The following is a 25,792-nucleotide window of genomic DNA, read 5'->3' on the forward strand; positions in this document are numbered from 1 at the left end:
CTTATTTTTCTTATCACGGGCGGGCCTTCCGTTGCCTAGGGTTAGTTCATGCCTCATATTCTATACCGGCTGTCAATGCGTAAGTTCTAAGTTTGATCATGTTGGAGTAACGATGAATATCAATACTCCACATCATGTTTAACTACAGAAAGAAAAGGGCGAATAATTCGCCCTTTTCTCTAACGCCACATCATTTACTACTTATTAGCTGCTTTAAGATGTTCTACAGCTGCTTCAGCATGCGCGGTTGCCTTGCCTACGTGACCTAAAGTACCGTGATCGATAGATTCTTGCAATTCTTTAGAACCGGCTTCTATATGATTTTTTGCCACGCCCTTGGCCACTATCGCGGCTGTCAACGAATCTTCCAATGCAGCCTTTGCGTGTTCGACTAAGGTTGATGTATGACCCGCTTTACCATGAGTCACTGCTTGTTTGGCGTGTTCCAATGCTGAAGCCGCATTCTCTTCAGCGAAAACAGAAGTACTTAAAAGAAGTAATAAGCCTGCACACACGGATGCTAATTTATTCATAATTCTTTCCTCATATTTATGTTTATTTATATTTAATTTGTCGCCGATATCATATCTTTGGATTTATTTATTTTTCTTTTAAAAACAGCTACGAATCGACGCTTATATTTTTACCCCATGCCGTCTTTTTTGCAATCCCCATAAATTTAATAGTGGTAAACGGGATTATCAGCCCTTACTCTCTTTCTGTATTAGCGCTATGCTGAGCTAATAGAATGCCGACAAAGAAGGCCAGCAAATTACCTTCGGCAAAAGTTTTAAAATGGGAATTAAACAAACTGGAAGCGCACACGGCAATTAAAAAACTTGCGGCCATGGTTCCGTAAGGAGGACAGGATAGCCCCTGCCGGATAACAACAACTATATAGCCCAGAAACAATAACAATCCGATCAAACCGTTTTCCAACCAGACAAATAAATATTGATTGTGCGGGTCTGAAATAGCTTCCGCTCGCCAATCCGAATATTGGGTTGCCACATGCGAACCATAGGTTGTTTTAAACGATGAGGTGCCGTAACCGAATAGCGGTTTTTGTTTGATTAAAGCGATTGTGTTCTTGGCTAAAACCATCCTTATACCGATAGAAGTAGGTCCTTCACTAACTTGATAAGAGCCTTTTTCCGTTAACCCTTTTTCTATCCGTTGCTGTACGGTCGTCGAGGACAATACGATAATTGCTAACAAAATACCTGCCGCGCCAAGAATTCGAGGCAATTTTCTAAAGCCGTACATGCAAGAAACGGCAAATACCATCGCTAAAGGCAAGGCGATATAGCCGCTACGAGCCAGACTGACAAAGAAAATATTAAATACGAATAAAACAATAACCGCAGCTAACAAGCATTTTTTCAGCGCGGATAACGGCTGATTGAATAAGAAAACGCAGCAAACTGTTGCAGCGATGAAGGCCATGCTTTGCGACGCATAATTGGTCATGAAAATACCGGCTTCCCGCCCCGGCCTTATCGTCGTATCGGCAAGCCATAGCGGCGCCGCGATCAAGGCCGCAGTAATCATTATGGTCAAATAGCTTTTAACAAACCGGCGCTTCCAGTGAGTTTGATAAAACAAACCGAGCAAGACAAAAGTAAAGGCTAATTTTTTCCAGCTCAGCAAAGTATCGAGTTTATCGCTCCAGGTCGTATCGGCATACAAAGTCCCGATCATCAACCAGCCCAAAAACAGCAACAACATTTTACCGGCCGGTTGTTCGGCAGAAATCCTCAGACTATGGATTGCCTGTCCTGAAACCAGCCAGGCCAATAACATCGCAATGCTGGCAACGCTGGTTACAGCCGTCGATATTGGCGAAGCGATAGCGGCGACGATGGCCAGCCAGCGGCAGAGAGTCAGCGCTTTTTCACTAATAACTGAATAAGACAACATAATCTAAACACTATCGCCAAGGTTAATAAATGCACTGATGCTTGAGATTCTTGCTGTTTTCAACGCTCTCTCCATGCCAGATAGCTTTATATTTTTCTAAACAGACCATGCCTCAGCGTTTTCAACCGACGGATAGAAATGTTTTTCTAAATATTTTAAATTTCTTTGGCCAGTTTTTCCGCGTAACCGGTGTAATTGCGGGGCGTCAGCTCCAGCAGTATCGCTTTAGCTTCAGCAGGAATTTCCAGTTTTTCAATGAATGCCTGCATCTGCGCGGGCGTAATGCGTTGGCCGCGCGTGAGCTCTTTTAATTTCTCATAAGGTTTTTCAATGCCGTATCGACGCATCACGGTTTGTATCGGCTCAGCCAATACTTCCCAATTGGCGTTCAGGTCGGCTTCAATCGCTTCAGCGTTAATCTGTAACTTGGATATGCCTTTTAAACTGGCTTGGATGGCGATAGAAGTGTGAGCAATGCCGACGCCGATATTTCTTAAAACGGTTGAATCGGTTAAATCCCGCTGCCAGCGAGATACCGGCAGTTTTTCGGCCAAGAAGCCGAATATCGCATTGGCCAATCCCAAATTACCTTCGGAGTTTTCGAAATCAATCGGGTTGACCTTGTGCGGCATCGTCGAAGAACCGACTTCGCCGGCAATGGTTTTTTGCTTGAAGTAGCCCAGGGAAATATAACCCCAAACGTCGCGGTCAAAATCCAGCAGAATCGTATTGAATCGGGACAAGGCATGGAAAAACTCGGCAATATAATCATGCGGTTCAATCTGGATCGTATACGGATTAAATTGCAGACCGAGTGATTCAACAAAATCCCGGCTAAACACGGCCCAATCGACATCGGGATAGGCCACGCAATGCGCATTGTAATTGCCTACCGCGCCGTTTATTTTGCCTAACAACGCTACGGCTTGCAGTTGGGCTTGCTGGCGTTGCATCCGCGCGGCAACGTTGGCGAATTCTTTACCTGTGGTGGTCGGTGTAGCCGATTGTCCGTGGGTGCGCGACAGCATCGGCTGGTTAGCAGTTTCCGAAGCAACGGTCTTGATCGCCGTTATACAGTCGCCGATCTGCGCCAGGATGACTTCGCGGCCCTCTTTCAGCATTAACGCATAAGACAAGTTGTTGATGTCTTCCGAAGTACAGGCGAAATGGATAAACTCGCTGACTTTTTCCAGTTCGGCGCAACCGGCTATTTTTTCTTTCAGCAAATACTCGACGGCTTTGACATCGTGGTTGGTGGTTTTTTCGATGTCCTTGACGCGTTGCGCGTCGGCTTCTGAAAAATTGCTGACGATGTTGTCCAATATCTGCGTTGCGCCATCACTAAACGGACTGACTTCGACGATCAACGGATGATTAGCCAAAGCTTGCAGCCAACGCACTTCAACCAACACGCGAAAACGAATTAGGCCGTATTCGCTGAAAATGGGTCGCAGTTTTTCGACTTTGTCGGCATAGCGGCCGTCAATAGGGGAAATAGCAGTTAGGGCAAAATTAGTCATGAGATTATCCGAGTTTTAAAAAAGTGTGGAACAAAATAATTTAAATGCTTAGTTTTATCTAACAGGTTTTACGCCACCTCTTCTACCTAAACCGTAACCCACTCGATAAACGTCCGGCATGTTAATTCGCCCATCCTTCATCACTTCAAAAATACCTAAATCAACCAAATCCTGTTTAATGCCTTTATAACCTTGTTCTAAACGGCTGGGAGGTAAACGTACCCCTTCATCTTCTAAATTTTTCAATTCTTCCTTGACATTATATTGTTTCCAAGAACCTTCAATAGAATCAAAATGACAAGGAACGCTCATGCCTTTTAAAGGAGTAATTAATAGTTGTATCCAACGATAATCTTCCTTTAATTCATTTACACGAATTTCAGAAGCTTTTTGTACACCTTTTTTTATCGCTAGATAACCCAAAGGATAGGTTTGATCTTTAACAATATTATCTGTAGCCGCCACATGTAGCGCGGCTAAAAAACTGCGCGGGCTGACTTTGCCGTAGCTATCTCCCAAGTGGTTAGGCAACCATGTATAAGTGTTACCTCTTCTGGCATCGTTTCCCATCCATTGGCCCGCTAAAGCATGAAAAATTTTGCTTTGTATAGCTTCGTCTTTACGCATATTTTCAGGGATCATCCAAACACCTAAATCATGCTGTTTCCACTGTTGGCTAAAATGCTTTCTGCAACTATCGCGAAATTGCTTGCCGCCTTGTGGCGCGTTTCCTAAATATTGCCATAACAAATTAAATAACTCTAACTTGTTCCATTCCAATTTGACCGTATTAGAAATGACTTTTGAGCCATCGGGAAACGAATATACATATGGATCTTCCAACATATCAGGTCGAACAAATATTTTTAAACGAATGGCGTTGAATGAACGAAAATCTAAAGCTACTTGCAATAAACCTCTCAATAAATCTTTTAACGATTTCCAATCATCGGCAGTTCGGTCTAACGCATCAAACAAGACAATGGATTTTTTTTCCTGTTGGCCCAACTGTTTATCAATTTTCACTAATTTTCGATACAAGTTTTCATAATGATCTTGATAATGGCCGATTCTTTCCGACCATAATGAATCACTGGTCAATCCAAAATCTTTTTCACCTAAGATATTCCAAACCACAATGGTGTGCCAAATAGTCTGAGCCTCAGTTTCTTTCAATAAAGCGGATAATATCTTTTTATTAGGATAATTCTCGGAAGGAGTTTGACCAAATCCGGCATAGCATTCGATATTGGCTAACTCAGCACGAGGCGATAAGTCAGAGACCAATCGGCGGCGCTGGGGGTCTTGCAGTTCCAGCCACCATTCACTTTTACCGGCGCCACGAATACCTTCAACTAACATGTTGTCGGGATGCAACGCTTTGGCATGGCTGGATGGCACGTAGAAATAACGCATGTCGATGGGTTTGTCGCCCGATTGTTGCTGTTGTTCGGGCAATGCAAGAAAAGCTTGCCGTAGTGAGTCGACCGGAAAAACGTTCATGAGCTATATTCGCCTAAAACAAGTTGAGTGGCTGTCTGCAAAAAATTACCGTAACAGGCACTTAATTGGGCTCGGTTAATTCTGAAATAATCTTCCGATTGCGGATTAAATTCTTGAAACGTTATGTTCCACAAGACTTCAACCGGAAAGTGAGGCGCTGAATTATCTCCCGGCGCAAAATTAAACCTATCCAGTTCTTCTGCCGTTGTTTCTTCGTAGATAGTATCTAAAAATAAATCATATGCAGATTCGCGACACCTGGAAATATAATCTTCCCTGCCTAATTCAGGAACCATCCCGGCCACTATTTTCAAATTTTCTCTAAATGCCGCTAAATTGATATTCCATTTTTGCCAGTGGGAAAATAAATAACGATATGCTTGCCAAGTTTGAGGCGTGTTAATGGCAAACAAAAATGCCATATCGGTTAAGCGGGTAACTGCTATGGCTGCTATGTCATGAATACCGGCGCGGCTATCCAGCAAGACAATATCCGGTTTTTCCTGGGCTTCCAGTTGCTGTAACAATTGAGCAAGGCGATGCGCAAAATCGAGTATTTCTCCATTTTGATTAATGTCCATGTAAACTCTTGACAGTTTAGCAATGTAATCCTGCTCTTTGCTTCCTGCGGCCGTTACAACCCGAATCACACCTTCAGCGGTTTCTGCCAGCGGGCTGGTTGCAACCATGTCTCGCAGCAATGAATCATCCGCTTGCCCGACAGCCTCTTCAACTAACCAATCAACCACACCAAAGTCAGGCAACTGTTCTTGAGGTAATAAAATTTGTCCTATTCCAGGCGATTCAAGGTCTAAATCGACAACCAGCACTTTTTTACCTTGCTTGGCTAAATCCCACGCCCAAATAGCTAAAGCGGTGGAACGCCCGACTCCGCCTTTAATACCGAATAAAGTGGCGCGTGGCGGATGCTCATCCTGAATAGGTTGGCGCAACCAGTCTTGCCCGGTAACTTGGCGATCTAATAAATAAATGGCGGGATTGGTTTCTGGAATTTTTATTTTATCGGGCGAATTAATAAGGCTATCTATAGCAAATAAATCTTCCGGGTAAACAAAAATTGAATCTGCAGAATAGGCAAAACTTCCTAAAGATTTAAAAAGTTGATCCGCTAGCGCCTTATGATTCCTGTTTTTTTTGCATTGCAAAATAACATTAATACAACCATAAATATCTCTAATTATGATAGGTTTTTGACTCAACAAAGCATCATTTTCTTTAATAAATTGAATGGCTTTATTTAATGCATCTTGAAATCTTACCTTATTCATAAAATACCGTTTCCGATTGCTGTGGCAATTAAATTAGATATATTATTATTTACCGCCGCTTGATGAGGTAAGGTATTATTTTTAACAAAATATTTTTCATGGACGTAGCGAGAGTTAACATTCCAATTGTTAAATGGATTGTTTCTTGGTGACAAATGAGCCAAATATGGGGACGCAACTCTGTTTTGAAGAAAAAATCCAAAATGTTGCCACAATTTATTAATATGTATTTTATCCCCTTGATTTAGTAAATCTCCATTTTCATCCACAAGAGAAGGATCTAGCCCTATCATTACAGCTTTTAAAGCACATTCAGCAGCTAACCCATATAAATGATCGGCATTGGCATAACGCTTGTTATTAAATAAGTCATTGGCATCTTTCTGATGCCGAACATAAGCATTTTTAAAATCAGTTTTCATTGTATTTCGACTCAATAATCCCGCCGCCCAGACATATCTCCTCATCGTAAAAAACAACGGATTGCCCTGGGGTAATGGCTCTTTGCGGCTGATCGAAAACGGCTCTGCATCTGTCATCGCCTATCGGCTCCAAATAGCAAGGCTGGTCCGCCTGGCGATAGCGGGTCTTGGCGCTGCAACGTATCGGTTTGGTCAACGGCCTGTTGTTGCACCAGTCAAGCTGGCTGGCTTCCAGCATGTTGTGCAGCATCAACGGATGATCGTGTCCTTGCCCGACGATCAATACATTATTTTCAAGGTCTTTTTCCAATACATACCATGGCTCGTCCGGCGCATTTTTAACGCCCCCTATGCCCAAGCCTTGGCGTTGCCCCAGCGTGTAATACATCAAGCCGTGATGTTTGCCGATGTATTGACCTTCCGGAGTGCGCATTTCGCCGGGCTGCGTGGGCAGATAGCGTTGCAAGAATTCTGTGAATTTACGTTCGCCGATAAAACAGATACCGGTGCTGTCTTTCTTCCGGCTGTTGGCAAAGCCGGCTTTCTCAGCCATGGCCCTGATTTCCGGTTTATGCAGATGACCTATCGGAAACAGGGTACGCGATAACTGTTTTTGTCCCAGCGTGTAAAGAAAATAACTTTGTTCTTTATTCGGGTCCAAGCCTTTTAACAAGAAGAACTCATCCTCGTTCCCATAGCTCTGGCTTGGGAACGAAGCCACGCGCGCATAATGGCCCGTGGCGATATATTCAGCACCCAAATCTTCAGTCGCATAATTCAGGAAAGCCTTGAATTTAACGTGTTTGTTGCAAAGAATATCGGGATTGGGCGTACGGCCGGCTTTAAATTCGGACAAGAAAACTGCAAATACTTCATCCCAATATTCGGCGGCAAAATTCACGGTTTTTAATTCGATACCTAACTTATCGCAAACCTGCTGGGCGTCGGCAAGATCTTCCATTGCCGTACAGTATTCGGTGCCATCGTCCTCTTCCCAGTTTTTCATAAATAAACCGGTAACTTGATGGCCTTGTTCCAAAAGCAGCAGAGCGGTTACCGAAGAATCGACACCGCCGGACATGCCGACGATTATTTTTTTACTCATGGTCAAGATCGATAAATGATTTAAGTAAAGATAAGGGATGGCGTTGCCCGCCGAGATAATCGTCTATGCTGATAAGCACCAAGGGACTACGCAGACGATGCCGTTCAGCTTCAATTTGATCGCGCGTCAACCAGCGAGCGGCAACTATGCCGTCATCCAGTCTTTGTGTCGGATTATGTGAATGGCAACGACCGGAAAAACAGACCCTGACAAAGCTGGGAAAATCTGGACTCTTTCGCCAAAGCTGAACGGCTACAATGTGCTCGGGTTCGAATTGCCAAGCGGTTTCTTCCAGTACTTCACGTTTAACGGCTGCAATCAGATCCTCGCCCTCTTCAAGATGTCCAGCCGGCTGGTTAAACTGAAGCCCATTGCAGGTTTCTTCCTCTACTAATAAAAAACGCTGGTCCTGTTCAATAACCGCAGCAACTGTAACGTGTGGCTTCCAAACCATTGCCGAATTCCAACTATATAAATTTAATATTTTACTAGATTTGGAGATATTATGCTGGTAAAAAAGAGTTATATAAGGAAGACGCAGGCTTGTTAAGCTTTTGTATGAATTTTGTTTATTCTATTAGTAAACATAAGAGTTGAAATTCACCTAGATTGGCACTATGTTAGAACCCTAAATAATTTACTGTTTACGATTATGTCCGATTTTGATCCATTCAAAGACAAAGATGGTGGCCTGGCTGTTCAGGAAGCCAAACCTAAACTGAAGAGGCCGCCTTTATATAAGGTTATCTTGTTAAATGATGATTTTACGCCCATGGATTTTGTAATTGAGATTTTAATGGACTTTTTTGCCATGTCTGAAGAAAAGGCAACTCAGGTGATGCTGCAAGTACATACGCAAGGCGTGGGTGTCTGTGGAATGTATTCCAAAGACGTCGCTGAAACCAAGGTATATATAGTTAATGACTATTCACGAGAACACCATCATCCGTTGTTGTGCTCGATGGAAGAAGTGTAGGCTGGAGAATATATGTTAAGCAAAGAACTTGAAATTACACTAAATAATGCCTTTAAAAATGCACATGACAAACGGCATGAATTTATTACAGTTGAGCATTTACTGCTGGCGTTGCTGGATAATGCTTCCGCACAGCCTATTTTGATAGCGTGCGGTTGCGACATTAAGGCGCTACGGGGCCAATTGACGCAATTTATAGATGAAACCACATCGCTGATCCCAATGGGCATTCAACGGGAAACCCAACCTACCCTGGGATTTCAAAGAGTGCTTCAACGCGCTGTCTTTCATGTGCAAGCATCCGACAAGAAAGAAGTTTCCGGCGCCAACTTGTTTGTAGCGTTATTCAGCGAGCAGGATTCCCATGCGGTTTACCTGTTAAACAAACAGGATATTTCCAGACTGGATGTGGTCAATTACTTGGCTCACGGCATTTCGAAAATTGATCCTGAAAACGACTCTCCAAACGGCCGATCGGCAGAATCAAACAACCCTGACGCGGAAGCTGCGGGTAGTCCATTGGATAAATACACCACCAATCTCAACGAAGAAGCTTCAAAAGGCCGAATCGATCCGTTAATCGGTCGGGACTTGGAAGTTGAGCGTACTATCCAGACACTTTGCCGCCGCAGAAAAAACAATCCTTTATTAGTCGGCGAAGCGGGAGTCGGTAAAACAGCCATTGCAGAGGGCTTGGCAAAGCGGATTGTTGAAGAACAAGTTCCGGACGTGCTGATGAACAGCGTGATTTATTCTCTGGATTTGGGCGCATTGGTTGCCGGCACCAAGTATCGGGGAGACTTTGAAAAACGGCTTAAAGCGCTTTTAACCCAGCTTAATAAGGAGCCGGATTCAATCCTGTTTATTGACGAGATCCACACTATTATCGGCGCGGGCTCGGCCTCCGGCGGAGTCATGGATGCATCGAATTTAATTAAGCCGGCCCTGGCTTCCGGCCAGTTGCGCTGCATAGGCTCCACCACTTATCAAGAGTACCGTGGCGTTTTTGAAAAAGATCATGCGTTGGCGCGCAGATTCCAAAAAGTCGATGTGCTTGAGCCGTCTGTTGAAGATACAGTCTTAATTTTAAAAGGCCTTAAATCGCGCTTTGAAGAACATCATGACGTTAAATATTCCTCCGATGCATTACGCGTAGCAGCGGAACTGGCAGACCGTTATATTACCGACCGGCATTTGCCCGACAAAGCCATTGATGTTATCGATGAAGCGGGGGCCAAACAACGCATGACTGCCGAGGCGGATCGCAAACAGCTGATTGATGTTGCCGAAATAGAAGAAATAGTCTCCAAAATAGCCCGAGTACCGGCAAAATCGGTATCTTCCAATGATATTGACAAACTCAGTAACTTGGAAAAAAACTTGAAAATGTTGGTATTTGGACAAGACGAAGCGATTTCAGCCCTGTCATCAGCGATAAAATTATCGCGTGCGGGCTTAAGGGATTCACAGAAGACTATCGGCTCGTTTCTGTTTGCAGGCCCAACCGGCGTAGGTAAAACCGAAGTAACACGGCAGCTCGCTAAGGTACTGGGCGTTGAATTGATTCGTTTTGACATGTCGGAATACATGGAACGGCATACCGTTTCCAGACTGATCGGCGCGCCTCCAGGCTATGTCGGCTTCGATCAAGGGGGGTTGTTAACCGAACAAGTGACCAAGCATCCTCATGCAGTCTTGCTATTGGACGAATTGGAAAAAGCCCACCCGGATGTATTCAACTTGTTATTACAAGTGATGGATCATGGCTCGTTAACCGATAATAACGGCCGGAAGGCAGACTTCCGCAATATCATCCTAGTGATGACCACCAATGCCGGCGCAGAAGAAGGCAGCCGAGCTTCTATCGGCTTCACACAACAAGATCACGCCTCCGACAGCATGAAGGTTATCGAAAAAGGCTTCTCGCCCGAGTTCCGTAACCGTCTGGACGCTATTATTCAATTTAAACCATTGGACATCTCGATTGTCGGCCATGTAGTTGACAAATTTATCTTTGAACTGGAAGCCTTGCTGGCAGACAAGCATGTCACACTGGCATTGGACCCCGACGCTCGCTTATGGCTGGCTGAAAACGGCTGCGACCCAAAAATGGGAGCTAGGCCGATGGCACGACTCATTCAAGAGAAAATCAAAAAACCTCTAGCTAACGATTTATTGTTTGGCGAATTAGCGCACGGCGGACATGTGCGAATTTACGTGAAGGATAATGAACTGAACTTCGCTATAGAAAGCGCTGACTTGACTGTCTCTGAAGCCAATTTTTAATACGGCAGCCCGCGCGCAGCTATTCAAGGAATTTGCGTTAATCCTGCATACAGGATTAACGCATACGGAATGTTATACGACCTTTGGTTAAATCATAAGGAGTCATTTCAACTTTAACACTGTCCCCGGTAAGAATACGAATATAATGCTTGCGCATTTTTCCTGAAATATGTGCCGTCACTATATGACCATTTTCCAGTTCAACGCGAAACATCGTGTTTGGGAGAGTGTCAATTACTTTTCCTTCCATTTCAATTTGATCTTCTTTTGCCATATATAATGTCCTAATAGTTAAATTTGCCAATTATAGCATAAGCGGGTTTTTAACAACAGAAGTCTGTCAGATGATAGTATTTGTTTTTCACAAAGCATCATTGCCGACACACAAACTTAGCCGGAGAATTTTCAAATACCCCCAAACCATAGCCTCAGCGTAACGGAAGCCATCTCATTAATGCATGTTATCGGCCAATTTAACATATTCACTTTCTGAAAAAATATCCGTATTATCCACAACCCGGTCCAAATAAGTCTTTCCCTCCAGATGGTCGACTTCATGCTGGAAAACTCTCGCCACGAACCCGCTTAGCTTTGACGATACTGAGCTACCACGCCGATCGGTGTAATAAATAGTTATTTCCTGATACCTCGGCACTAAAGCGCGTATCCCAGGAATACTTAAACAACCTTCCCAACCTTTTTCTTGCGTTTCCGACAACGCCTCAAAACGGGGATTAATCATCACAGTCGGCTCCATTAATGGTGCTGACGGATAGCGAGGCGTAGGCCGTGAAGCAACGATAATAATCCGCTTTGATTCGCCGATCTGGGGCGCTGCAATACCAACTCCTTGGGTTGTTGCCAAAGTGTTATGCATAGCTTCTATTATTTGACAAATCTCAACGTCATGCACATCAGCGACAGCCTCGGCTTTTTGCCTGAGCACCTTTGCTCCTAACTGGGCAATATCCCGCACCGTAGTCATTGAAACTCCTGCATAAGCATAGTCTGGGCTTGAACCGGTTCTTCATTGTCGGTTCTTTGCATTTGCCGGTAGCTTCCGTCAGGCTGTAAAAGCCAAGCCTGAGTATTATCTTTTAGATACAAATTCAGATCCTGCAATATCCGGTTTTGCAATCTCTTACTCTCAATTGGAAAACATATTTCAACTCGCCGAAACATATTGCGATTCATCAAATCTGCACTGGAGGCATAAACCTCTCTATCACCGCCATTCTCGAATGCATAAACTCGCGCATGCTCCAAAAACCGTCCAATAATGGATCGTACTTCTATATTTTCAGATACACCAGCAACGCCAGGCTTTAGACAACATACGCCCCTGACAATTAATTTAACTTCAACCCCGGCCTGTGAGGCGCGGTAAAGAGCACGAATAGACTGCTCTTCAACAACCGCGTTCACTTGAATAATTATTTTTGCAGGCCTTCCGTTCTTCGCGTGAAATATTTCCCTCTCAATCTTCTCTATCAACCCGCTATGCAAGGTGAATGGCGACTGCAATAACTTGTTCAACTTGGTAACTTTTCCCAAACTGGTCAACTGCGCAAATACGCGCCGCACATCCTCGCCCAGCTCTTTATCGCAGGAAAACAATCCATAATCGGTATAGATTTGTGCAGTTTTCGGATGATAGTTCCCGGTACTCACATGCACATAATTACGCAGTTGCTTCCCTTCCCTTCTCAATACCAGGCACATTTTGGCATGGGTTTTATAACCCACTACGCCATAGACCACATGCACAGCCGCTTCTTGCAATTTGGAGGCCAGATCAATATTAGCTTTTTCATCAAACCGGGCTCTTAATTCGATAACGACCGTTACGACCTTACCGGCTCTCGCTGCCTTTATTAACGCGGCGACGATCGGCGAATCCGCTCCGGTACGATAGAGGGTCTGCTTGATAGCCAAAACGTCAGGAGAAACCGCTGCCTGCCGAATGAACTCGACAACCGGAGAGAAGGATTCAAACGGGTGATGCAGCAAAATATCGTGACGTTTAATCGCCGCGAATATATCTTTGCTGCGCTCCAGCTGTTGCGGCACAGCGGGTTTAAATGAAGGAAATTTAAGGTCGGGCCGCGCGACCAAATCATTAATTTCCTGAATCCTGTTCAAGTTAACAGGACCATGCACCAAGAACAATCGATCGCGGCTCATTTCAAAACGGTCCAATAAAAATGTAACCGTCTCATCCGGACATTTGGCATCAATCTCCAGACGAACTTCGTCGCCGTAGTTACGCATTGCCAACTCGCCTTCCACGGCTAGCAATAAGTCGTCAATAGCGTCATCATCGACAAAAAAGTCACTGTTTCTGGTAACCCTGAATTGATAGCAACCTTTAACGCTCATCCCGTTAAACAACTGATCTACAAACGCATGAATAATCGACGATAAAAACACAAAATCCGCTGGCCCGCTACCGGTTTCCTCGGCAGGCAATTGAATGATGCGAGGTAGCGCCCTAGGCGCCTGTAAAATAGCTCGCCCACTATTTCTGCCGAATGCGTCTTTTCCGGTAAGAGAAATAATAAAATTTAAACTCTTGTTGAGAATACGTGGGAAAGGATGAGCGGAATCCAGCCCGACCGGCGTTAAAATCGGCAGTAACTCGTCATTAAAATAGGCCTCCAGCCATTTTTGCTGCGCTTCGCTCCACTCCTTGCGGCGAATGAAATGAATATTCTCATCGGCCAGTTTGGGAATCAGAATCTCGTTAAGAACTTTATATTGTTCTTCAACCAACTGATGGGCATGAACGGCTATCAAGTCCAACTGTTCATTAGGCGTTAATCCATCAGGACCGACGGCCTTTGGATCGATGGCCGCCATCTGAATAACACTCGCTACGCGAACCTCGAAAAACTCGTCAAGATTAGAGCAAGAAATACACAAATAATTAAGTCGCTCCAACAACGGCACTCTCTCATCTTTCGCTTGCGCCAGAACTCGCTTATTGAACTCCAATAGACTCTGTTCACGATTAATGTATAGGTCCGGTTTTTGAAGATCGATTATTTCTTCTGTTTCGTTTATGTCCATGCTGTGCTCAGATTCAAAATCAATTGGTATTGTGTTTTAGTGTGCATTAACTAAACCCTCTTTTCCCCTGCAAGCCTCCGGTATGCACTGCGATAATGCGCTGGCCGGGCTTGAAGTAGCGTTTTTTGATTAAATCGTAGACGGCATGCATCATTTTGCCGGTATAGACAGGTTCAAGAGGAATTGTCGTTTTTAATTCAAAGTCTTCAATAAATGCATTCAATTCGGCATTGGTTTTAGCGAAGCCGCCAAAATGGTAATCCAAGTTTATCTGCCAGTTATTACGGGATTGTGACAATATACCTTCAACCTCCGCCGTTAAAAAACCAGCGTTTTTCAATGCAGCAACCCCCAATACCGACACTTGTTCAGGAACCGCTTCAATAATGCCCGCCAGAGTCGTTCCTGTTCCGGAAGGGACACAAAGCGTGTCGTATGAAATTTCCATTTCGTCAACCAACTCAGCAACTCCCTTCAATGCCAAAGCCTGCGCCCCGCCTTCCGGCAGCCAATAATGCCGAGGCTTCAAGCCGGGTAGATCATAATAGCCTTTATATTGCCTAAGTTGCCTATATTCAGTACGAGATACAAATTTCAGCTCCATCCCCCACTCCGCCATGTCCTGCAAAGTTGGAGTCAGCACTTCAGGCCGCTCACCGCGAATAAGCCCGACAGTTTTCATCCCCAATACCTTACCGACATAAGCCAAAGCATGCAAATGATTGGAATACGCCCCACCCATGCTGATCAGCGTATCCGCTCCTAATGTCAGAGCATGATCAAGTATATATTTAAGCTTTCGCCATTTATTGCCGGAAATGACTGGATGCAGTAAATCATCGCGCTTCATCCACAACTCAATTTGGTATCGCCTAAACAGCGGATCATCAATTCTTGTTAGAATTGACGGATTGAAAGTTTTCTCCAGCTTTATCAGTTCGAGGTGCATATATGTGCGGACGTTATAACTTAATTGCAACCGGGCAACAAATTATGGATCATTTCGGATTGCTGAGTTTACCCCTACACAATCCTGACTACAACATTCCTCCGGGGCAAAAAATTCTTACTATCGTAGAATTGGAAAACGGCAGCAACAAGGCCGTTAATTTACACTGGGGATTAATTCCATCGTGGGCAAAAGACCGTGCAATTTCCAGCCGCTTAATCAATGCCAGAGCGGAAACCTTAACTGAAAAAGCATCATTTAGAAATGCTTATAGGCACCGGCGCTGCTTGATCCCTGCTACCGGCTTTTTTGAATGGCAATCGGCTGACGCCGCTCCTGTTCACGACACGCTTGCGGCACGCACATCATCCCAGACGACAAAAAGCAAACAACCTTACCATATACACAAACCGGACAATTCCTTATTCGCTTTTGCCGGCTTATGGGAACAGTGGCAACATGACCAGGAAACGGTTTATTCATGCACGATTATAACCACCGCTGCCGATGCAAAAATATCGCCTGTTCATGACAGAATGCCGGTTATCATCGTAGCCAACGATTACAAGCGCTGGCTGGATAAAAAAAGCACAGCTGTCGAGATGACTGATTTTCTAGCTGCGGATGCCTACATCTGCATGCAGGTTACGCCGGTTAGCACACGGATAAACAATCCCCGGCATAACGATGAAAGTTGTTTAAGATAAACAGCCTGATTAGAACGAAGACACGAAACTTGCTTCGTGTCTTCGTGATAGTGATTTAAAGCTGATACTACTTCTTTTTCTTCTTGGACTTAGATTTCGCTTTAGCAGCCGATTTTTTTACAGCCGGCTCGGTTTTATAGTCCGGCGCTATGCTGATTAATACCGTCAACAGCGCAGCAACATAAGGAACTGCCTGCACAGAAAGAATAGCTATCCACAGTCTGCCGCTAAAATTATCGAAATGCTCCAGCGAAGCCATCATCCCAATCGCCACGCTTAACAATGTCAGCAGCAGCAACTCTTGGCGTATAGTGAACAAGCCTGCTAATAAAGCCCCGTGTTGTTCAAACTTGGGGGTACGCATAAACGGCTTGCCCGACGTAAACAGGCCTTGTATGGTGCCTTTCGCAACGGTATGGGTCAAGGACAATCCCGACAGCGATGCGCCTAACGATTGCCAAACGGAACAAGGAACACGAGCCTGATATAACCATAAGCCGCGGATAATTTTAAAGCTGAAAATACCGACAGTCGGCAATAAAAATGCATTGGCCGGAAGTTCGCTATGTATCGGATCGTAAAGAATTACCGCAGTCAGAATCAAACTGGTTATGGTAAATACTAATGCCAGCGCATCTGAAAACCATGGCAACCAGCCGGCAATAAAATAATACTTCTGGGCTGGAGTCAGCTTAGGCTCTTTAGAAGGCAAAAAGTTGCGCCAGTGCGCCTTAATAATTTGCATCGCGCCATAAACCCAACGATAGCGTTGAGTCATGTAGCCTGACATAGTATCGGGCATCACCCCGCGCCCAAATGAATCTTTGACATAAACCGAATCATAACCTGCCTCATATAAGCGCAAACCTAACTCGCTGTCTTCACAGATACACCATTCCGACCATTTGCCCACTTCAAGCAGCGCGGACTTTCTGATCATAGTCATGGTGCCATGCTGGATGATGGCGTTATACTCGTTCCGTTGCACCATGCCGATGTTGAAAAAGCCGGCATATTCCCAGTAGCAAAAAGACTTAAAGGCGCTTTGATCACGGTCGCGATAATCCTGAGGCGACTGTATAAAGCCGACATTTTCATTGTCGAAGTAAGGCACCATGCAGTTGAGCCAATCCGGCGACAAAATATAATCACTGTCGATAATTGCAATAATTTCGGCATCGGGAGCGGTTTGATCCAACGCATGATTGATCGCCCCCGCTTTAAAGCCGGGCCAATTTTCCAAATGGAAGAATCTGAATCTTGATCCCAAACGTTCGCAATCCGCTTTTACCGGCTCCCAAACCGCAGGATCTTTAGTATTGTTATCCATCACCAACACTTCCAGGTTAGGATAATCTACCTTGTCCAGTGCTTCCAGCGTCATGCGCACCATTTCCGGCGGTTCATTATGGATCGGCAAATGCAGCGATACCTTGGGATATTTAAAATCGGGAGATGGCGTAAGCGGCTGAAAAGTCCTGGCCGTTTTTCGATGCCAGATAACCTCGGCTATTTCCAAGCTTTCGATCAACAAGATGACCGCAGCCATAACCTGCATCAATACCAGAATGCCCCAGAAAACTATCGTGATGTTAGTTTGATATTGCTGCGCGCCAATCGACACCGACCAGAAAATCGTTGATGCCGCAAGGTTGGCAATCAAGCCGAAAAACAATAGGCCGGGCAGTTTCATGCTGCTGCGGGTGAACAAAAACAAGGCCATTAACACGACACTGAAAATAGCCGCTCCCGTTGCCCAATGTTCCCAATTAGGCATGGCAATAACGTCGGCATCCATCGGATATTTTGGCTGTCTATCCGCATTAAAAATTCCCCAATAAGCTCCGGCCGAACCTTCTATCGACATTTTCCACGGTTGGTCGAACGCTTCAACGATGTAATAAGTAACTTTTTCCGCATCGGCCCGATTAAGAAATTCGCGTAGGAATTTTGCCTGATTGGATATTGAAGCGGTTGCATGCTTAAAAGGTTGACCGTCCGAAGGCCAACCGACTTCGGTGATGACGATAGGTTTATTCGGATAGGCCTTTTGCACGGCATGATAACGGTCAAAAACATAATCAACCGCATCTTCGGCCGCAATGCCTTCCCAGTAAGGCAGAATATGTACCGCTATAAAATCGACTTCATTAACCAGCTCAGGGTGCTTCATCCATTCAGCCCATGTTTCGGATGTACTAACCGGACGCCAAGTGTTCTTTTTTACTTCCCGAATATATTCAACCAACTGCTCAGGGGGAATCTCAGCACGCAGCAAAACCTCGTTACCGACCATAACACGAACTATGTTGGGATTATCCTGCTTACTGACGTTAATTAAGGTTTCTATTTCTTGTCGATTCTTTTCAAGATTACCGTCAATCCAAGCGCCGACGGTAGTATTTAAATTATGTTTAGCGGCTAACTCAGGAATTTTATCTAAGCCCTTAAGTACGCTGTATGTACGAACGGCGTGAACTTTATTGGCCAGCAAGCTTAAGTCATGATCGATATCGGCTTCGCTGGGAAAGCTGTCGCTTGTTTGCGTGTCCTGCTTTCTGTGGGGGTCATAAGTGACGCCCATAGTGGTTTTGGTCCAAGGTTGCAATTGCAGGGGATTGTTAACGTAACTCCAAATACTGAAATTAATAAATACGATTAGAGCGAGTGCAATGACAGTAACTATCTTGGTTTTCATTTAGGTGCTCGATTATCCTGCTGGACTGGGAAAATAATATTTGATTGAAAATTAAAAATTTGTAACGCTCATACTGTAAAACTTCCGCTCACGCTCCTTTGCGTACAGTTATATAAAGCTGAGTTGAGCAGCCTGCCTGCTCAAACCCTACCCATGCCCCTTGGATATAAGCAGGGACATTACCAAAATATTCGCGCATTTTTAACTTGGGCAATAAAAATTTCTAGGATTACGTAATAGACGCAGCCCGCTAAATATTTTACACAGGTTCTAAATTGAGTAAGAATTTATTTATTTTTGAAAACCACCGAAAATCTTGTTGCCGGCTAAAGAAAAAATTCAATATCGAAAACGGAACCTGTCGCCTACCTCCCTGTAGGCAATATATTTTTAGAGCTTACTTTTTAATATAAAGATCGGTAATCGAGCCTGTGATCATTTCGGCAGCGAAAGCGAAAGTCTCGGATAACGAGGGGTGTGCATGGACAGTCAAGCCGATATCTTCGGCATCGGCACCCATTTCCAAAGCCAGTACCGCTTCGGCAATTAATTCACCGGCATTAGGACCGACCATGCCCGCGCCGAGAATCCGGCCGCTTCCTTTTTCGCAAAGTATTTTGGTCAAGCCTTCCTTGCGCCCCAAACTTAATGAACGTCCGCTGGCCGCCCAAGGAAAAGCCGCTTTATCATAATCAATGCCTTGCTGTTTAGCCTGATTTTCAGTTAGCCCCATCCAGGCCACTTCAGGATCGGTATAGGCAACAGCCGGAATCGTTAACGCGTCGAACCCGGCCTTTAAACCGGCCGCAACTTCAGCGGCAACTTTGCCTTCATGGGAAGCTTTATGCGCCAACATCGGATTTCCGGCTATGTCGCCTATCGCAAAGATATGCGGAACGTTAGTGCGCTGCTGCTTATCGACAGCAATAAATCCAAGCTCATCGACATTAACGCCTGCCAGCTCGGCACCGATCAACTTACCGTTAGGTCTTCGGCCTACAGCGACCAAGACTGCATCGAATACGGCTGATTCCGGCGCGCCTTTACCTTTATCGCCAGGGATGGTGTGTATGCCGCTAGCCGGTTGGGAACCGGCGCGGTCAAACGAAACTTTCAGGCCGTCCTGCTCTTTTTCGACCGAAGTCACTTTGGTTTCCAGCCAAATATTTTTATATTGCTTCTTGATACGCCGGAACAACGGAGTAACCAAGTCGTTATCGCAACCGGGAATAATCTGATCCATCAACTCGACTACACTGATTTCGGAACCGAGCGCATGATAAACCGTAGCCATTTCCAAACCGATGATGCCGCCGCCGACAATCAATAGCTTCTTCGGAATTTCGCGCAATGCCAGTGCATCGGTCGAATCCCACAAACGCGGGTCGTCATTCGGGAAAACAGGAATCTTGGTAGCGTGCGAACCGGCGGCAATAATCGCCTGGTCGAAACTGACATTTTGCACGCCTGCTTCGGTTTTCACCTCAACCGTATGATCCGAAGTAAAACTTCCGGTACCCTGGACCACAGTAACCTTACGCTGCTTGGCCAAACGGCCCAAACCGTCAACCAGTGATTTAGTGACGCTTTCTTTCCAGGCGCGGATCTTGTCTATGTCGAAAGTCGGCTTGCCGTAACTGAGGCCATGCTGTTCGAATTCCTCGGCTTCATGAACAATCTGTGCGATATGCAGCAGCGCCTTGGACGGAATACAGCCGACATTCAGGCATACCCCGCCGAGAGCCGGATGGCGCTCAATTAATACAACTTGCTTGCCTAAATCGGCAGCGCGAAACGCCGCCGTATAACCGCCGGGACCGCCGCCCAACACCAGGACTTCGGCATGTAGATTAGATTCATTAATCGTTGGCTTAGCATCCATATTCTGCTCCTGATTAAAGTAACAAGCGGCGAATATCGCCCAAATACTGTTTGATAGCTGCCATGAAACGGGCGCCTTCCACCCCATCGATGACGCGATGATCGTAAGTCAGGTCGAGCGGCAACATCAGGCGAGGCACAAATTCCTTGCCATCCCATAGCGGTTGCATCTTGGCCCGGGTGACGCCAAGAATAGCCACTTCCGGAGCATTGACGATAGGCGTAAAAGCCGTGCCGCCGATACCGCCCAGACTGGAAATGGTGATGCATCCGCCTTGCATCTCGGCAGGCATCAACTTACCCTGACGCGCCCGGTTACTTGTTTCAGCCAATTCGGCAGACAATTCATTGATACCTTTACGGTGGACGTCGCGCAGCACCGGCACCACAAGACCATTGGGCGTATCGACGGCAATGCCGATATTGAAATACTTCTTGAGTATTAATTTTTCGCCATCGGCAGACAACGAAGCATTAAACTGCGGGAACTGCTGCATGGCCGCAACCAGTGCCTTGATGATAAATACCAGGCCTGTCAGTTTGACATCGTCCTTGGATTTTTCAGCGTTCAGCGCATTGCGAAAAGCTTCCATTTCGGTAATGTCCGCTTCCTCATGATAAGTAACCATCGGTAGGTTCAGCCAGACGCGGCTTAGGTTCTGCCCGGTCAAGCGTTTGATCTTGCCAAGCTTCTGCTCTTCTATATCGCCGAACTGTGAAAAATCGATGCTCGGCATTGCCGGGATTCCACTGCCGCTTTGAGCCACGCCTTCTGCCATGACCTTCTTGACGAAGTTTTTCACATCGTCTTTTAAAATGCGTCCCTTACGGCCGGTGCCGACTGTAATTTTTTGTATATCGACGCCCAGTTCGCGGGCAAAAAGACGGACAGCGGGTGTCGCATGAGCAGGATGAACAGAGACATTATTAGTGGGAATTTCCGGCGCAGGCGCAGGCTTGCTGACAACCGGTTCAGGCGTTGCTGCGGCCGACTCCTTGACGGGCTCCGGCGCTTTCTCTACCGGTGCGGGCGCAACTGCTGGCGGTGCCGGCTGTTCAGCTGCGGCAGCGACTGTCTCAGTGCTTGCCGATACCGTCGCAATCAATGTCCCTTCGGAAACTTTATCGCCGGGCTTGATGAAAACTTCCTGCACCTTACCGGCCGCGCTAGCGGGTAAATCCATGCTGGCTTTATCGGTTTCAAGCACCGCCAGCGTTTGCTCCAGTTTTACTTCATCCCCCGGTTTAACCAATACGTCTACTACATCAATATCTGCGGCATTGCCGACATCAGGAACCTTAATTTCAATTAAAAAAGCCATCTTATATCCTTCCGTTAGATTAGCCAGGGAGCTGCTGCTTCAGGGTTAATACCGTATTTGGCAATAGCCACATCCACTTTGGCGGCATCGAACCGACCTAAGTCCGCCAAGCTCTTTAGCGCGGCAATCGCTACATGGTAACGGTCCACCTCAAAAAACCGGCGCAGGTTTTCGCGCGTATCTGAACGGCCGAAACCATCGGTACCCAGCACGGTATAAGGGGCGGAAATAAGACTGCGAATCTGTTCGGCAAAGGCACGGGTATAATCGCTGGCGGCAATAACAGGACCTTCCGCATCGGCAAGACAATGCGCCACATGCGATTGCTTGGGAGTTTCGGTCGGATGCAGTCGATTCCAACGCTCGCAGAATTGACCGTTTCTGGCCAGTTCGGTAAAGCTGGTGCAACTCCACAAGTCGGCTTCGACGCTCCAATCGTTGCGCAACAATTCGGCGGCGGCTTCGACTTCGCGGAAAATCGTTCCCGAACCTAATAACTGTACGCGAGGCCCTTTCTTTTTAGCGCCTTTTTTGAAACTGTACATGCCTTTCAGTATATCCAGCTCGGCGCCTTTAGGCATTGCAGGATGAGCGTAATTTTCGTTCATCACGGTGATGTAATAGAAAACGTCTTCCTGCTCAACATACATGCGCCGCAAGCCGTCCTGAATAATCACCGCCAATTCATACGCATAGGTCGGGTCATAGGAAACGCAGTTAGGCACGGTTGCCGACATCAAATGGCTGTGCCCGTCTTCGTGCTGAAGGCCTTCGCCGTTCAAAGTGGTCCTGCCCGCCGTACCGCCCATCAGGAAGCCGCGAGTACGCTGATCGGCTGCGGCCCAGATCAGGTCGCCGACACGCTGGAAGCCGAACATCGAATAATAAATAAAGAACGGAATCATCGGCACGTTATGGGTCGAATACGAAGTACCCGCCGCGATCCAGTCGCATAATCCGCCGGCTTCGTTGATGCCTTCCTGCAAAACCTGTCCGTGCTTGTCTTCCTTATAGAACATTAACTGATCGGCATCTTGCGGAGTGTACAACTGCCCTACCTGAGACCAGATACCCAATTGCCGGAACATGCCTTCCATCCCGAAAGTTCTCGATTCATCGGGAACAATCGGCACGATACGCTTGCCGATATTTTCATCTTTGGCCAGGATGTTGAGCAGGCGTACGAAAGCCATGGTAGTGGAAATCTCGCGTCCTTCACCACTGGCTTCCAGCAATGCTTTAAAATCGTTTAACACAGGAACATCGAGCGCATAAGATTTCGCCCTTCTGGCCGGCAAATAGCCTCCTAACTCCATACGACGCTGCCGCATGTAAGCCAGCTCCTTTGAACCCTCTGCAAAGTTGATATAAGGTAATTCTTGCAGTTGTTCATCGGTTACCGGCAACGCATAACGATCGCGGAAATTACTCAGCGAACTGGCACTCATCTTTTTCTGTTGATGAGAAATATTCTGGGCCTCTCCCGATGCGCCCATGCCGTAACCTTTAATCGTTTTGGCTAGAATGACGGTGGGCTGGCCTTTATGATGTACCGCTGCGTGGAAAGCTGCAAAAACCTTAATTGAATCGTGTCCGCCTCGGTTAAGCTCCCAAATATCGCGGTCGGACCAATCGGAAACCATGGCTTTTAATTCAGGCGTATTGAAGAAATGCTCGCGCACATAAGCGCCGTCTTTAGCTTTAAAGGTCTGATAGTCGCCATCGACGCAAGACATCATCCGAGCCACCAACAACCCCTCTTTATCGCGCGCCAACAACGCGTCCCAACGTTGCCCCCAAACCAATTTAATTACATTCCAGCCGGCGCCGCGGAACTCACTTTCCAATTCCTGAATAATTTTGCCGTTGCCGCGCACCGGACCGTCCAGACGCTGCAGATTACAGTTAATAACGAAAATAAGATTGTCCAGTTTTTCCCGTCCGGCCATGCCGATCGCGCCCAATGATTCGGGTTCGTCGGTTTCGCCGTCGCCGAGGAAACTCCAAACTTTGCGCTCGGAAGTATCGGCAAGACCGCGATCTTCCAGGTAGCGCATAAAACGCGCTTGATAAATGGCCATAATCGGCCCGAGCCCCATGGATACGGTCGGGAACTGCCAGAAATCCTGCATTAGCCAAGGATGGGGATAAGACGGCAAACCGTTGCCATCCACTTCCTGACGGAAGTTATCCATTTGTTCCAGGGTCAATCGTCCCTGCAAAAACGCACGGGAATAATCCCCAGGCGTTAAGTGGCCTTGAGTAAAGACCAAATCGCCGTCATGATGCTCCGAAGGCGCACGCCAGAAATGGTTGTAGCCGACATCGTATAAAGTAGCTGCCGACGCAAAGCTGGCAATATGACCGCCGACGTTAGTGTGCTTGTTCGCTCTCAGCACCATCATCATCGCATTCCAGCGAACATAAGCGCGAATAGTGTGTTCTATAGTTACATCGCCGGGAAACTGCGCCTGTTGTTCAACAGGAATAGTATTGACGTAAGGGGTATTGGCACTGAAAGGAATATCGAATCCGGCTTTGCGGGTTACCGATACCAATTGCTCAATCAGGAAATGCACACGTTCGCTGCCGTCGTGTTCCAGCACGGCTTGCAGTGCTTCAATCCACTCCCTGGTTTCTGCTGGATCGATATCATCCTGTCCGGTGATTTTTGAGATTAAACTATTGGTCATTGATTGATCCTGTTACGACGAATATACATGGATTAAAAATGTAGGTTGGGCACCCGTAGGGCACAAAAGAGTCACATCGGCAAGCCTTCTGCAATTGCTATCTCCTAGGTCGATGCAGTTGTAAAGCGCTTACTTTTAGCGCTCTATTTTCTACATAACCCGTATATATAGAGAATGCTGAATTGCAGGAGCAAATATCTGTCAATGTAATCATAACCGGATATTTTACTGAAATAGTAAAAACAAGGCCAGAAATGGTGGAATTATTACGTACACTATAAACAATACCAAGAAAGCAGATAGCCGTTTTAGCCATCTTGCCGCTGAATCCAAGATGATAAATCCGACCTTTACTCAGCATATGTTTGTTTTTTTGCAACAGAGCGGTTTATTATAGATAAAACCACTGAAAACCAGAGCATATGCACTCCCCACCCACCTTACCTAACGCATGGATTTTATATTATGGACCTTATATTAACGATTAAAACTATCATTCTGGGCATTGTCGAGGGCTTAACCGAATTTTTACCCATTTCCAGTACGGGGCATTTAATTCTGGTTGGCGATTTGCTGAATTTTAATGACGACAAAGGCAAATTATTTGAAATTGTCATTCAGGTCGGCGCCATATTGGCCGTATGCTGGGAATACCGAGCCAAAATCGCTGCCATCATTATCGGCTTACCCAATCAGCCGCAGGCACAAAAATTCACCCTCAACCTGGCGATTGCTTTCGTACCGCTAGCGAGCCTGGGCTTACTGTTCGGCAAACACATCAAAGCCGTACTATTCAAACCTATTCCAGTCGCATTGGCTTTTATTATTGGGGCTTTTGTAATTATTTGGGCGGAAAAACGGGAACATAAAATCCGTATCCACGAAGTTGAAGACCTAAGTCCGCTGGATGCTTTAAAGCTCGGCTTCGCACAAGCTTTCGCCTTAATCCCTGGAACGTCACGATCAGGAGCTACAATCATTGGCGGCCTGCTATTCGGCTTATCGCGCAAAGCGGCAACCGAATTCTCATTCTTCCTAGCGATTCCCACACTCGTGGCTGCCAGCCTTTATGATTTATATAAACACCGCGATTTACTGGATTTGGCAACCGACACCCCCTACTTTGCCGCAGGATTGATTGCCGCATTTCTCAGCGCACTACTGGCCATCAAAGCATTACTGCGCTACATCAGCCATCACGATTTCATTATTTTTGCCTGGTACCGCATAATCTTTGGCCTAATCGTTATCGCCACGTCATATAGCGGCTTGGCGCAATGGACTGTCGATTAATACCGATTCCAAGCGGCCAAACCAGAAAGCTTAAGAAGCACCATCAACACTCTCTTTAGAAGAGGTCAATTGAGGCTTAAAGGAGAAATTCGATAAGCCTTATCGCCCGCATAAGAAAACAGCAGGCATAAAAAAAGCCCTGAATCTGCATTCAAGGCT

At 46.1% G+C, this 25,792-nt stretch carries 20 protein-coding genes; 4 read left to right on the plus strand and 16 right to left on the minus strand.

The window, feature by feature from the left end; translation table 11 throughout:
* Positions 1-197 precede the first annotated feature (197 nt).
* The 8 genes from smbP to EKO24_RS11415 form a co-directional block, all read right to left on the minus strand.
* Positions 198-533 carry a small metal-binding protein SmbP gene (gene smbP, locus EKO24_RS11380; RefSeq protein WP_127029309.1) on the minus strand — a complete coding sequence of 112 codons (336 nt, stop codon included), beginning with the start codon at positions 531-533 and terminating at the stop codon, positions 198-200.
* Between the two features lie 175 nt (positions 534-708).
* Entirely contained in the window at positions 709-1,920 is a 1,212-nt protein-coding gene (locus tag EKO24_RS11385) for an O-antigen ligase family protein (RefSeq protein WP_127029308.1), read from the minus strand.
* A gap of 155 nt (positions 1,921-2,075) precedes the next feature.
* Positions 2,076-3,440 carry an adenylosuccinate lyase gene (gene purB, locus EKO24_RS11390; protein ID WP_127029307.1) on the minus strand — a complete coding sequence of 455 codons (1,365 nt, stop codon included), beginning with the start codon at positions 3,438-3,440 and terminating at the stop codon, positions 2,076-2,078.
* Between the two features lie 54 nt (positions 3,441-3,494).
* On the minus strand, positions 3,495-4,943 hold the full coding sequence (locus tag EKO24_RS11395) for a hypothetical protein (RefSeq protein WP_127029306.1): 1,449 nt from the start codon (positions 4,941-4,943) through the stop codon (positions 3,495-3,497).
* A complete protein-coding gene (locus EKO24_RS11400; RefSeq protein WP_127029305.1) occupies positions 4,940-6,232 on the minus strand; it encodes a KGGVGR-motif variant AAA ATPase in 1,293 nt (430 codons plus the stop codon). Before EKO24_RS11400 ends, EKO24_RS11395 begins: the two co-directional genes overlap by 4 nt.
* Entirely contained in the window at positions 6,229-6,654 is a 426-nt protein-coding gene (locus EKO24_RS11405) for an SAM-dependent methyltransferase (protein ID WP_127029304.1), read from the minus strand. The genes EKO24_RS11400 and EKO24_RS11405 overlap by 4 nt, the downstream gene beginning before the upstream one ends.
* Positions 6,644-7,759, minus strand: coding sequence for a tRNA 2-thiouridine(34) synthase MnmA (gene mnmA / locus EKO24_RS11410; protein WP_127029303.1), 1,116 nt, complete (start codon positions 7,757-7,759; stop codon positions 6,644-6,646). Before mnmA ends, EKO24_RS11405 begins: the two co-directional genes overlap by 11 nt.
* Positions 7,752-8,213: an NUDIX hydrolase gene (locus EKO24_RS11415; protein ID WP_127029302.1), complete on the minus strand. Its 462-nt coding sequence runs from the start codon at positions 8,211-8,213 to the stop codon at positions 7,752-7,754. Before EKO24_RS11415 ends, mnmA begins: the two co-directional genes overlap by 8 nt.
* Positions 8,214-8,411: 198 nt before the next feature.
* Between EKO24_RS11415 and clpS the strand changes: the two genes are divergently transcribed.
* Positions 8,412-8,735: an ATP-dependent Clp protease adapter ClpS gene (gene clpS, locus EKO24_RS11420; RefSeq protein WP_127029301.1), complete on the plus strand. Its 324-nt coding sequence runs from the start codon at positions 8,412-8,414 to the stop codon at positions 8,733-8,735.
* A 12-nt stretch (positions 8,736-8,747) separates the two neighbouring features.
* Positions 8,748-11,021 (plus strand): ATP-dependent Clp protease ATP-binding subunit ClpA, encoded by a 2,274-nt coding sequence (gene clpA, locus EKO24_RS11425; RefSeq protein WP_127029300.1) that lies wholly within the window; start codon positions 8,748-8,750, stop codon positions 11,019-11,021.
* 55 nt (positions 11,022-11,076) lie between these two features.
* Here clpA and infA read toward each other — a convergent pair whose 3' ends face one another.
* The 4 genes from infA to EKO24_RS11445 form a co-directional block, all read right to left on the minus strand.
* Positions 11,077-11,295: a translation initiation factor IF-1 gene (gene infA / locus EKO24_RS11430; RefSeq protein WP_006889822.1), complete on the minus strand. Its 219-nt coding sequence runs from the start codon at positions 11,293-11,295 to the stop codon at positions 11,077-11,079.
* Between the two features lie 177 nt (positions 11,296-11,472).
* Positions 11,473-12,006, minus strand: a complete 534-nt coding sequence (gene def, locus EKO24_RS11435; RefSeq protein ID WP_127029299.1) for a peptide deformylase — start codon at positions 12,004-12,006, stop codon at positions 11,473-11,475.
* Positions 12,003-14,090, minus strand: a complete 2,088-nt coding sequence (ppk1, locus tag EKO24_RS11440) for a polyphosphate kinase 1 (RefSeq protein WP_127029298.1) — start codon at positions 14,088-14,090, stop codon at positions 12,003-12,005. The genes def and ppk1 overlap by 4 nt, the downstream gene beginning before the upstream one ends.
* A 46-nt stretch (positions 14,091-14,136) precedes the next feature.
* Complete coding sequence (locus tag EKO24_RS11445) at positions 14,137-15,039, minus strand: 1-aminocyclopropane-1-carboxylate deaminase/D-cysteine desulfhydrase (RefSeq protein WP_127029310.1); 903 nt, start codon at positions 15,037-15,039, stop codon at positions 14,137-14,139.
* Between the two features lie 44 nt (positions 15,040-15,083).
* Between EKO24_RS11445 and EKO24_RS11450 the strand changes: the two genes are divergently transcribed.
* Complete coding sequence (locus EKO24_RS11450; protein WP_338324007.1) at positions 15,084-15,746, plus strand: SOS response-associated peptidase; 663 nt, start codon at positions 15,084-15,086, stop codon at positions 15,744-15,746.
* 67 nt (positions 15,747-15,813) lie between these two features.
* Here the strand turns inward: EKO24_RS11450 and EKO24_RS11455 are convergent, their stop codons facing one another.
* From EKO24_RS11455 to aceE, 4 genes are all read right to left on the minus strand, one after another.
* Positions 15,814-18,444: a glycosyltransferase family 2 protein gene (locus EKO24_RS11455; protein WP_127029296.1), complete on the minus strand. Its 2,631-nt coding sequence runs from the start codon at positions 18,442-18,444 to the stop codon at positions 15,814-15,816.
* A gap of 397 nt (positions 18,445-18,841) precedes the next feature.
* Positions 18,842-20,326 (minus strand): dihydrolipoyl dehydrogenase, encoded by a 1,485-nt coding sequence (gene lpdA / locus EKO24_RS11460; RefSeq protein WP_127029295.1) that lies wholly within the window; start codon positions 20,324-20,326, stop codon positions 18,842-18,844.
* A gap of 13 nt (positions 20,327-20,339) precedes the next feature.
* Positions 20,340-21,647 carry a dihydrolipoyllysine-residue acetyltransferase gene (gene aceF, locus EKO24_RS11465; protein WP_127029294.1) on the minus strand — a complete coding sequence of 436 codons (1,308 nt, stop codon included), beginning with the start codon at positions 21,645-21,647 and terminating at the stop codon, positions 20,340-20,342.
* A 14-nt stretch (positions 21,648-21,661) separates the two neighbouring features.
* Positions 21,662-24,340 (minus strand): pyruvate dehydrogenase (acetyl-transferring), homodimeric type, encoded by a 2,679-nt coding sequence (gene aceE, locus EKO24_RS11470; protein WP_127029293.1) that lies wholly within the window; start codon positions 24,338-24,340, stop codon positions 21,662-21,664.
* Positions 24,341-24,805: 465 nt separating this feature from the next.
* Between aceE and EKO24_RS11475 the strand changes: the two genes are divergently transcribed.
* Positions 24,806-25,633, plus strand: a complete 828-nt coding sequence (locus EKO24_RS11475) for an undecaprenyl-diphosphate phosphatase (protein WP_127029292.1) — start codon at positions 24,806-24,808, stop codon at positions 25,631-25,633.
* The last annotated feature ends 159 nt before the right edge of the window (positions 25,634-25,792 follow it).

Source organism: Candidatus Methylobacter oryzae, from assembly GCF_003994235.2.
GTDB lineage: Bacteria > Pseudomonadota > Gammaproteobacteria > Methylococcales > Methylomonadaceae > Methylobacter_A > Methylobacter_A oryzae.

What these genes read in the sequence shown, in the direction of transcription:
- smbP (WP_127029309.1), bottom strand. Translation starts at nt 533, where the DNA reads ATGAATAAATTAGCATCCGTGTGTGCAGGCTTATTACTTCTTTTAAGT.
- EKO24_RS11385 (WP_127029308.1), bottom strand. Translation starts at nt 1,920, where the DNA reads ATGTTGTCTTATTCAGTTATTAGTGAAAAAGCGCTGACTCTCTGCCGC.
- purB (WP_127029307.1), bottom strand. Translation starts at nt 3,440, where the DNA reads ATGACTAATTTTGCCCTAACTGCTATTTCCCCTATTGACGGCCGCTAT.
- EKO24_RS11395 (WP_127029306.1), bottom strand. Translation starts at nt 4,943, where the DNA reads ATGAACGTTTTTCCGGTCGACTCACTACGGCAAGCTTTTCTTGCATTG.
- EKO24_RS11400 (WP_127029305.1), bottom strand. Translation starts at nt 6,232, where the DNA reads ATGAATAAGGTAAGATTTCAAGATGCATTAAATAAAGCCATTCAATTT.
- EKO24_RS11405 (WP_127029304.1), bottom strand. Translation starts at nt 6,654, where the DNA reads ATGAAAACTGATTTTAAAAATGCTTATGTTCGGCATCAGAAAGATGCC.
- mnmA (WP_127029303.1), bottom strand. Translation starts at nt 7,759, where the DNA reads ATGAGTAAAAAAATAATCGTCGGCATGTCCGGCGGTGTCGATTCTTCG.
- EKO24_RS11415 (WP_127029302.1), bottom strand. Translation starts at nt 8,213, where the DNA reads ATGGTTTGGAAGCCACACGTTACAGTTGCTGCGGTTATTGAACAGGAC.
- clpS (WP_127029301.1), top strand. Translation starts at nt 8,412, where the DNA reads ATGTCCGATTTTGATCCATTCAAAGACAAAGATGGTGGCCTGGCTGTT.
- clpA (WP_127029300.1), top strand. Translation starts at nt 8,748, where the DNA reads ATGTTAAGCAAAGAACTTGAAATTACACTAAATAATGCCTTTAAAAAT.
- infA (WP_006889822.1), bottom strand. Translation starts at nt 11,295, where the DNA reads ATGGCAAAAGAAGATCAAATTGAAATGGAAGGAAAAGTAATTGACACT.
- def (WP_127029299.1), bottom strand. Translation starts at nt 12,006, where the DNA reads ATGACTACGGTGCGGGATATTGCCCAGTTAGGAGCAAAGGTGCTCAGG.
- ppk1 (WP_127029298.1), bottom strand. Translation starts at nt 14,090, where the DNA reads ATGGACATAAACGAAACAGAAGAAATAATCGATCTTCAAAAACCGGAC.
- EKO24_RS11445 (WP_127029310.1), bottom strand. Translation starts at nt 15,039, where the DNA reads ATGCACCTCGAACTGATAAAGCTGGAGAAAACTTTCAATCCGTCAATT.
- EKO24_RS11450 (WP_338324007.1), top strand. Translation starts at nt 15,084, where the DNA reads ATGGATCATTTCGGATTGCTGAGTTTACCCCTACACAATCCTGACTAC.
- EKO24_RS11455 (WP_127029296.1), bottom strand. Translation starts at nt 18,444, where the DNA reads ATGAAAACCAAGATAGTTACTGTCATTGCACTCGCTCTAATCGTATTT.
- lpdA (WP_127029295.1), bottom strand. Translation starts at nt 20,326, where the DNA reads ATGGATGCTAAGCCAACGATTAATGAATCTAATCTACATGCCGAAGTC.
- aceF (WP_127029294.1), bottom strand. Translation starts at nt 21,647, where the DNA reads ATGGCTTTTTTAATTGAAATTAAGGTTCCTGATGTCGGCAATGCCGCA.
- aceE (WP_127029293.1), bottom strand. Translation starts at nt 24,340, where the DNA reads ATGACCAATAGTTTAATCTCAAAAATCACCGGACAGGATGATATCGAT.
- EKO24_RS11475 (WP_127029292.1), top strand. Translation starts at nt 24,806, where the DNA reads ATGGACCTTATATTAACGATTAAAACTATCATTCTGGGCATTGTCGAG.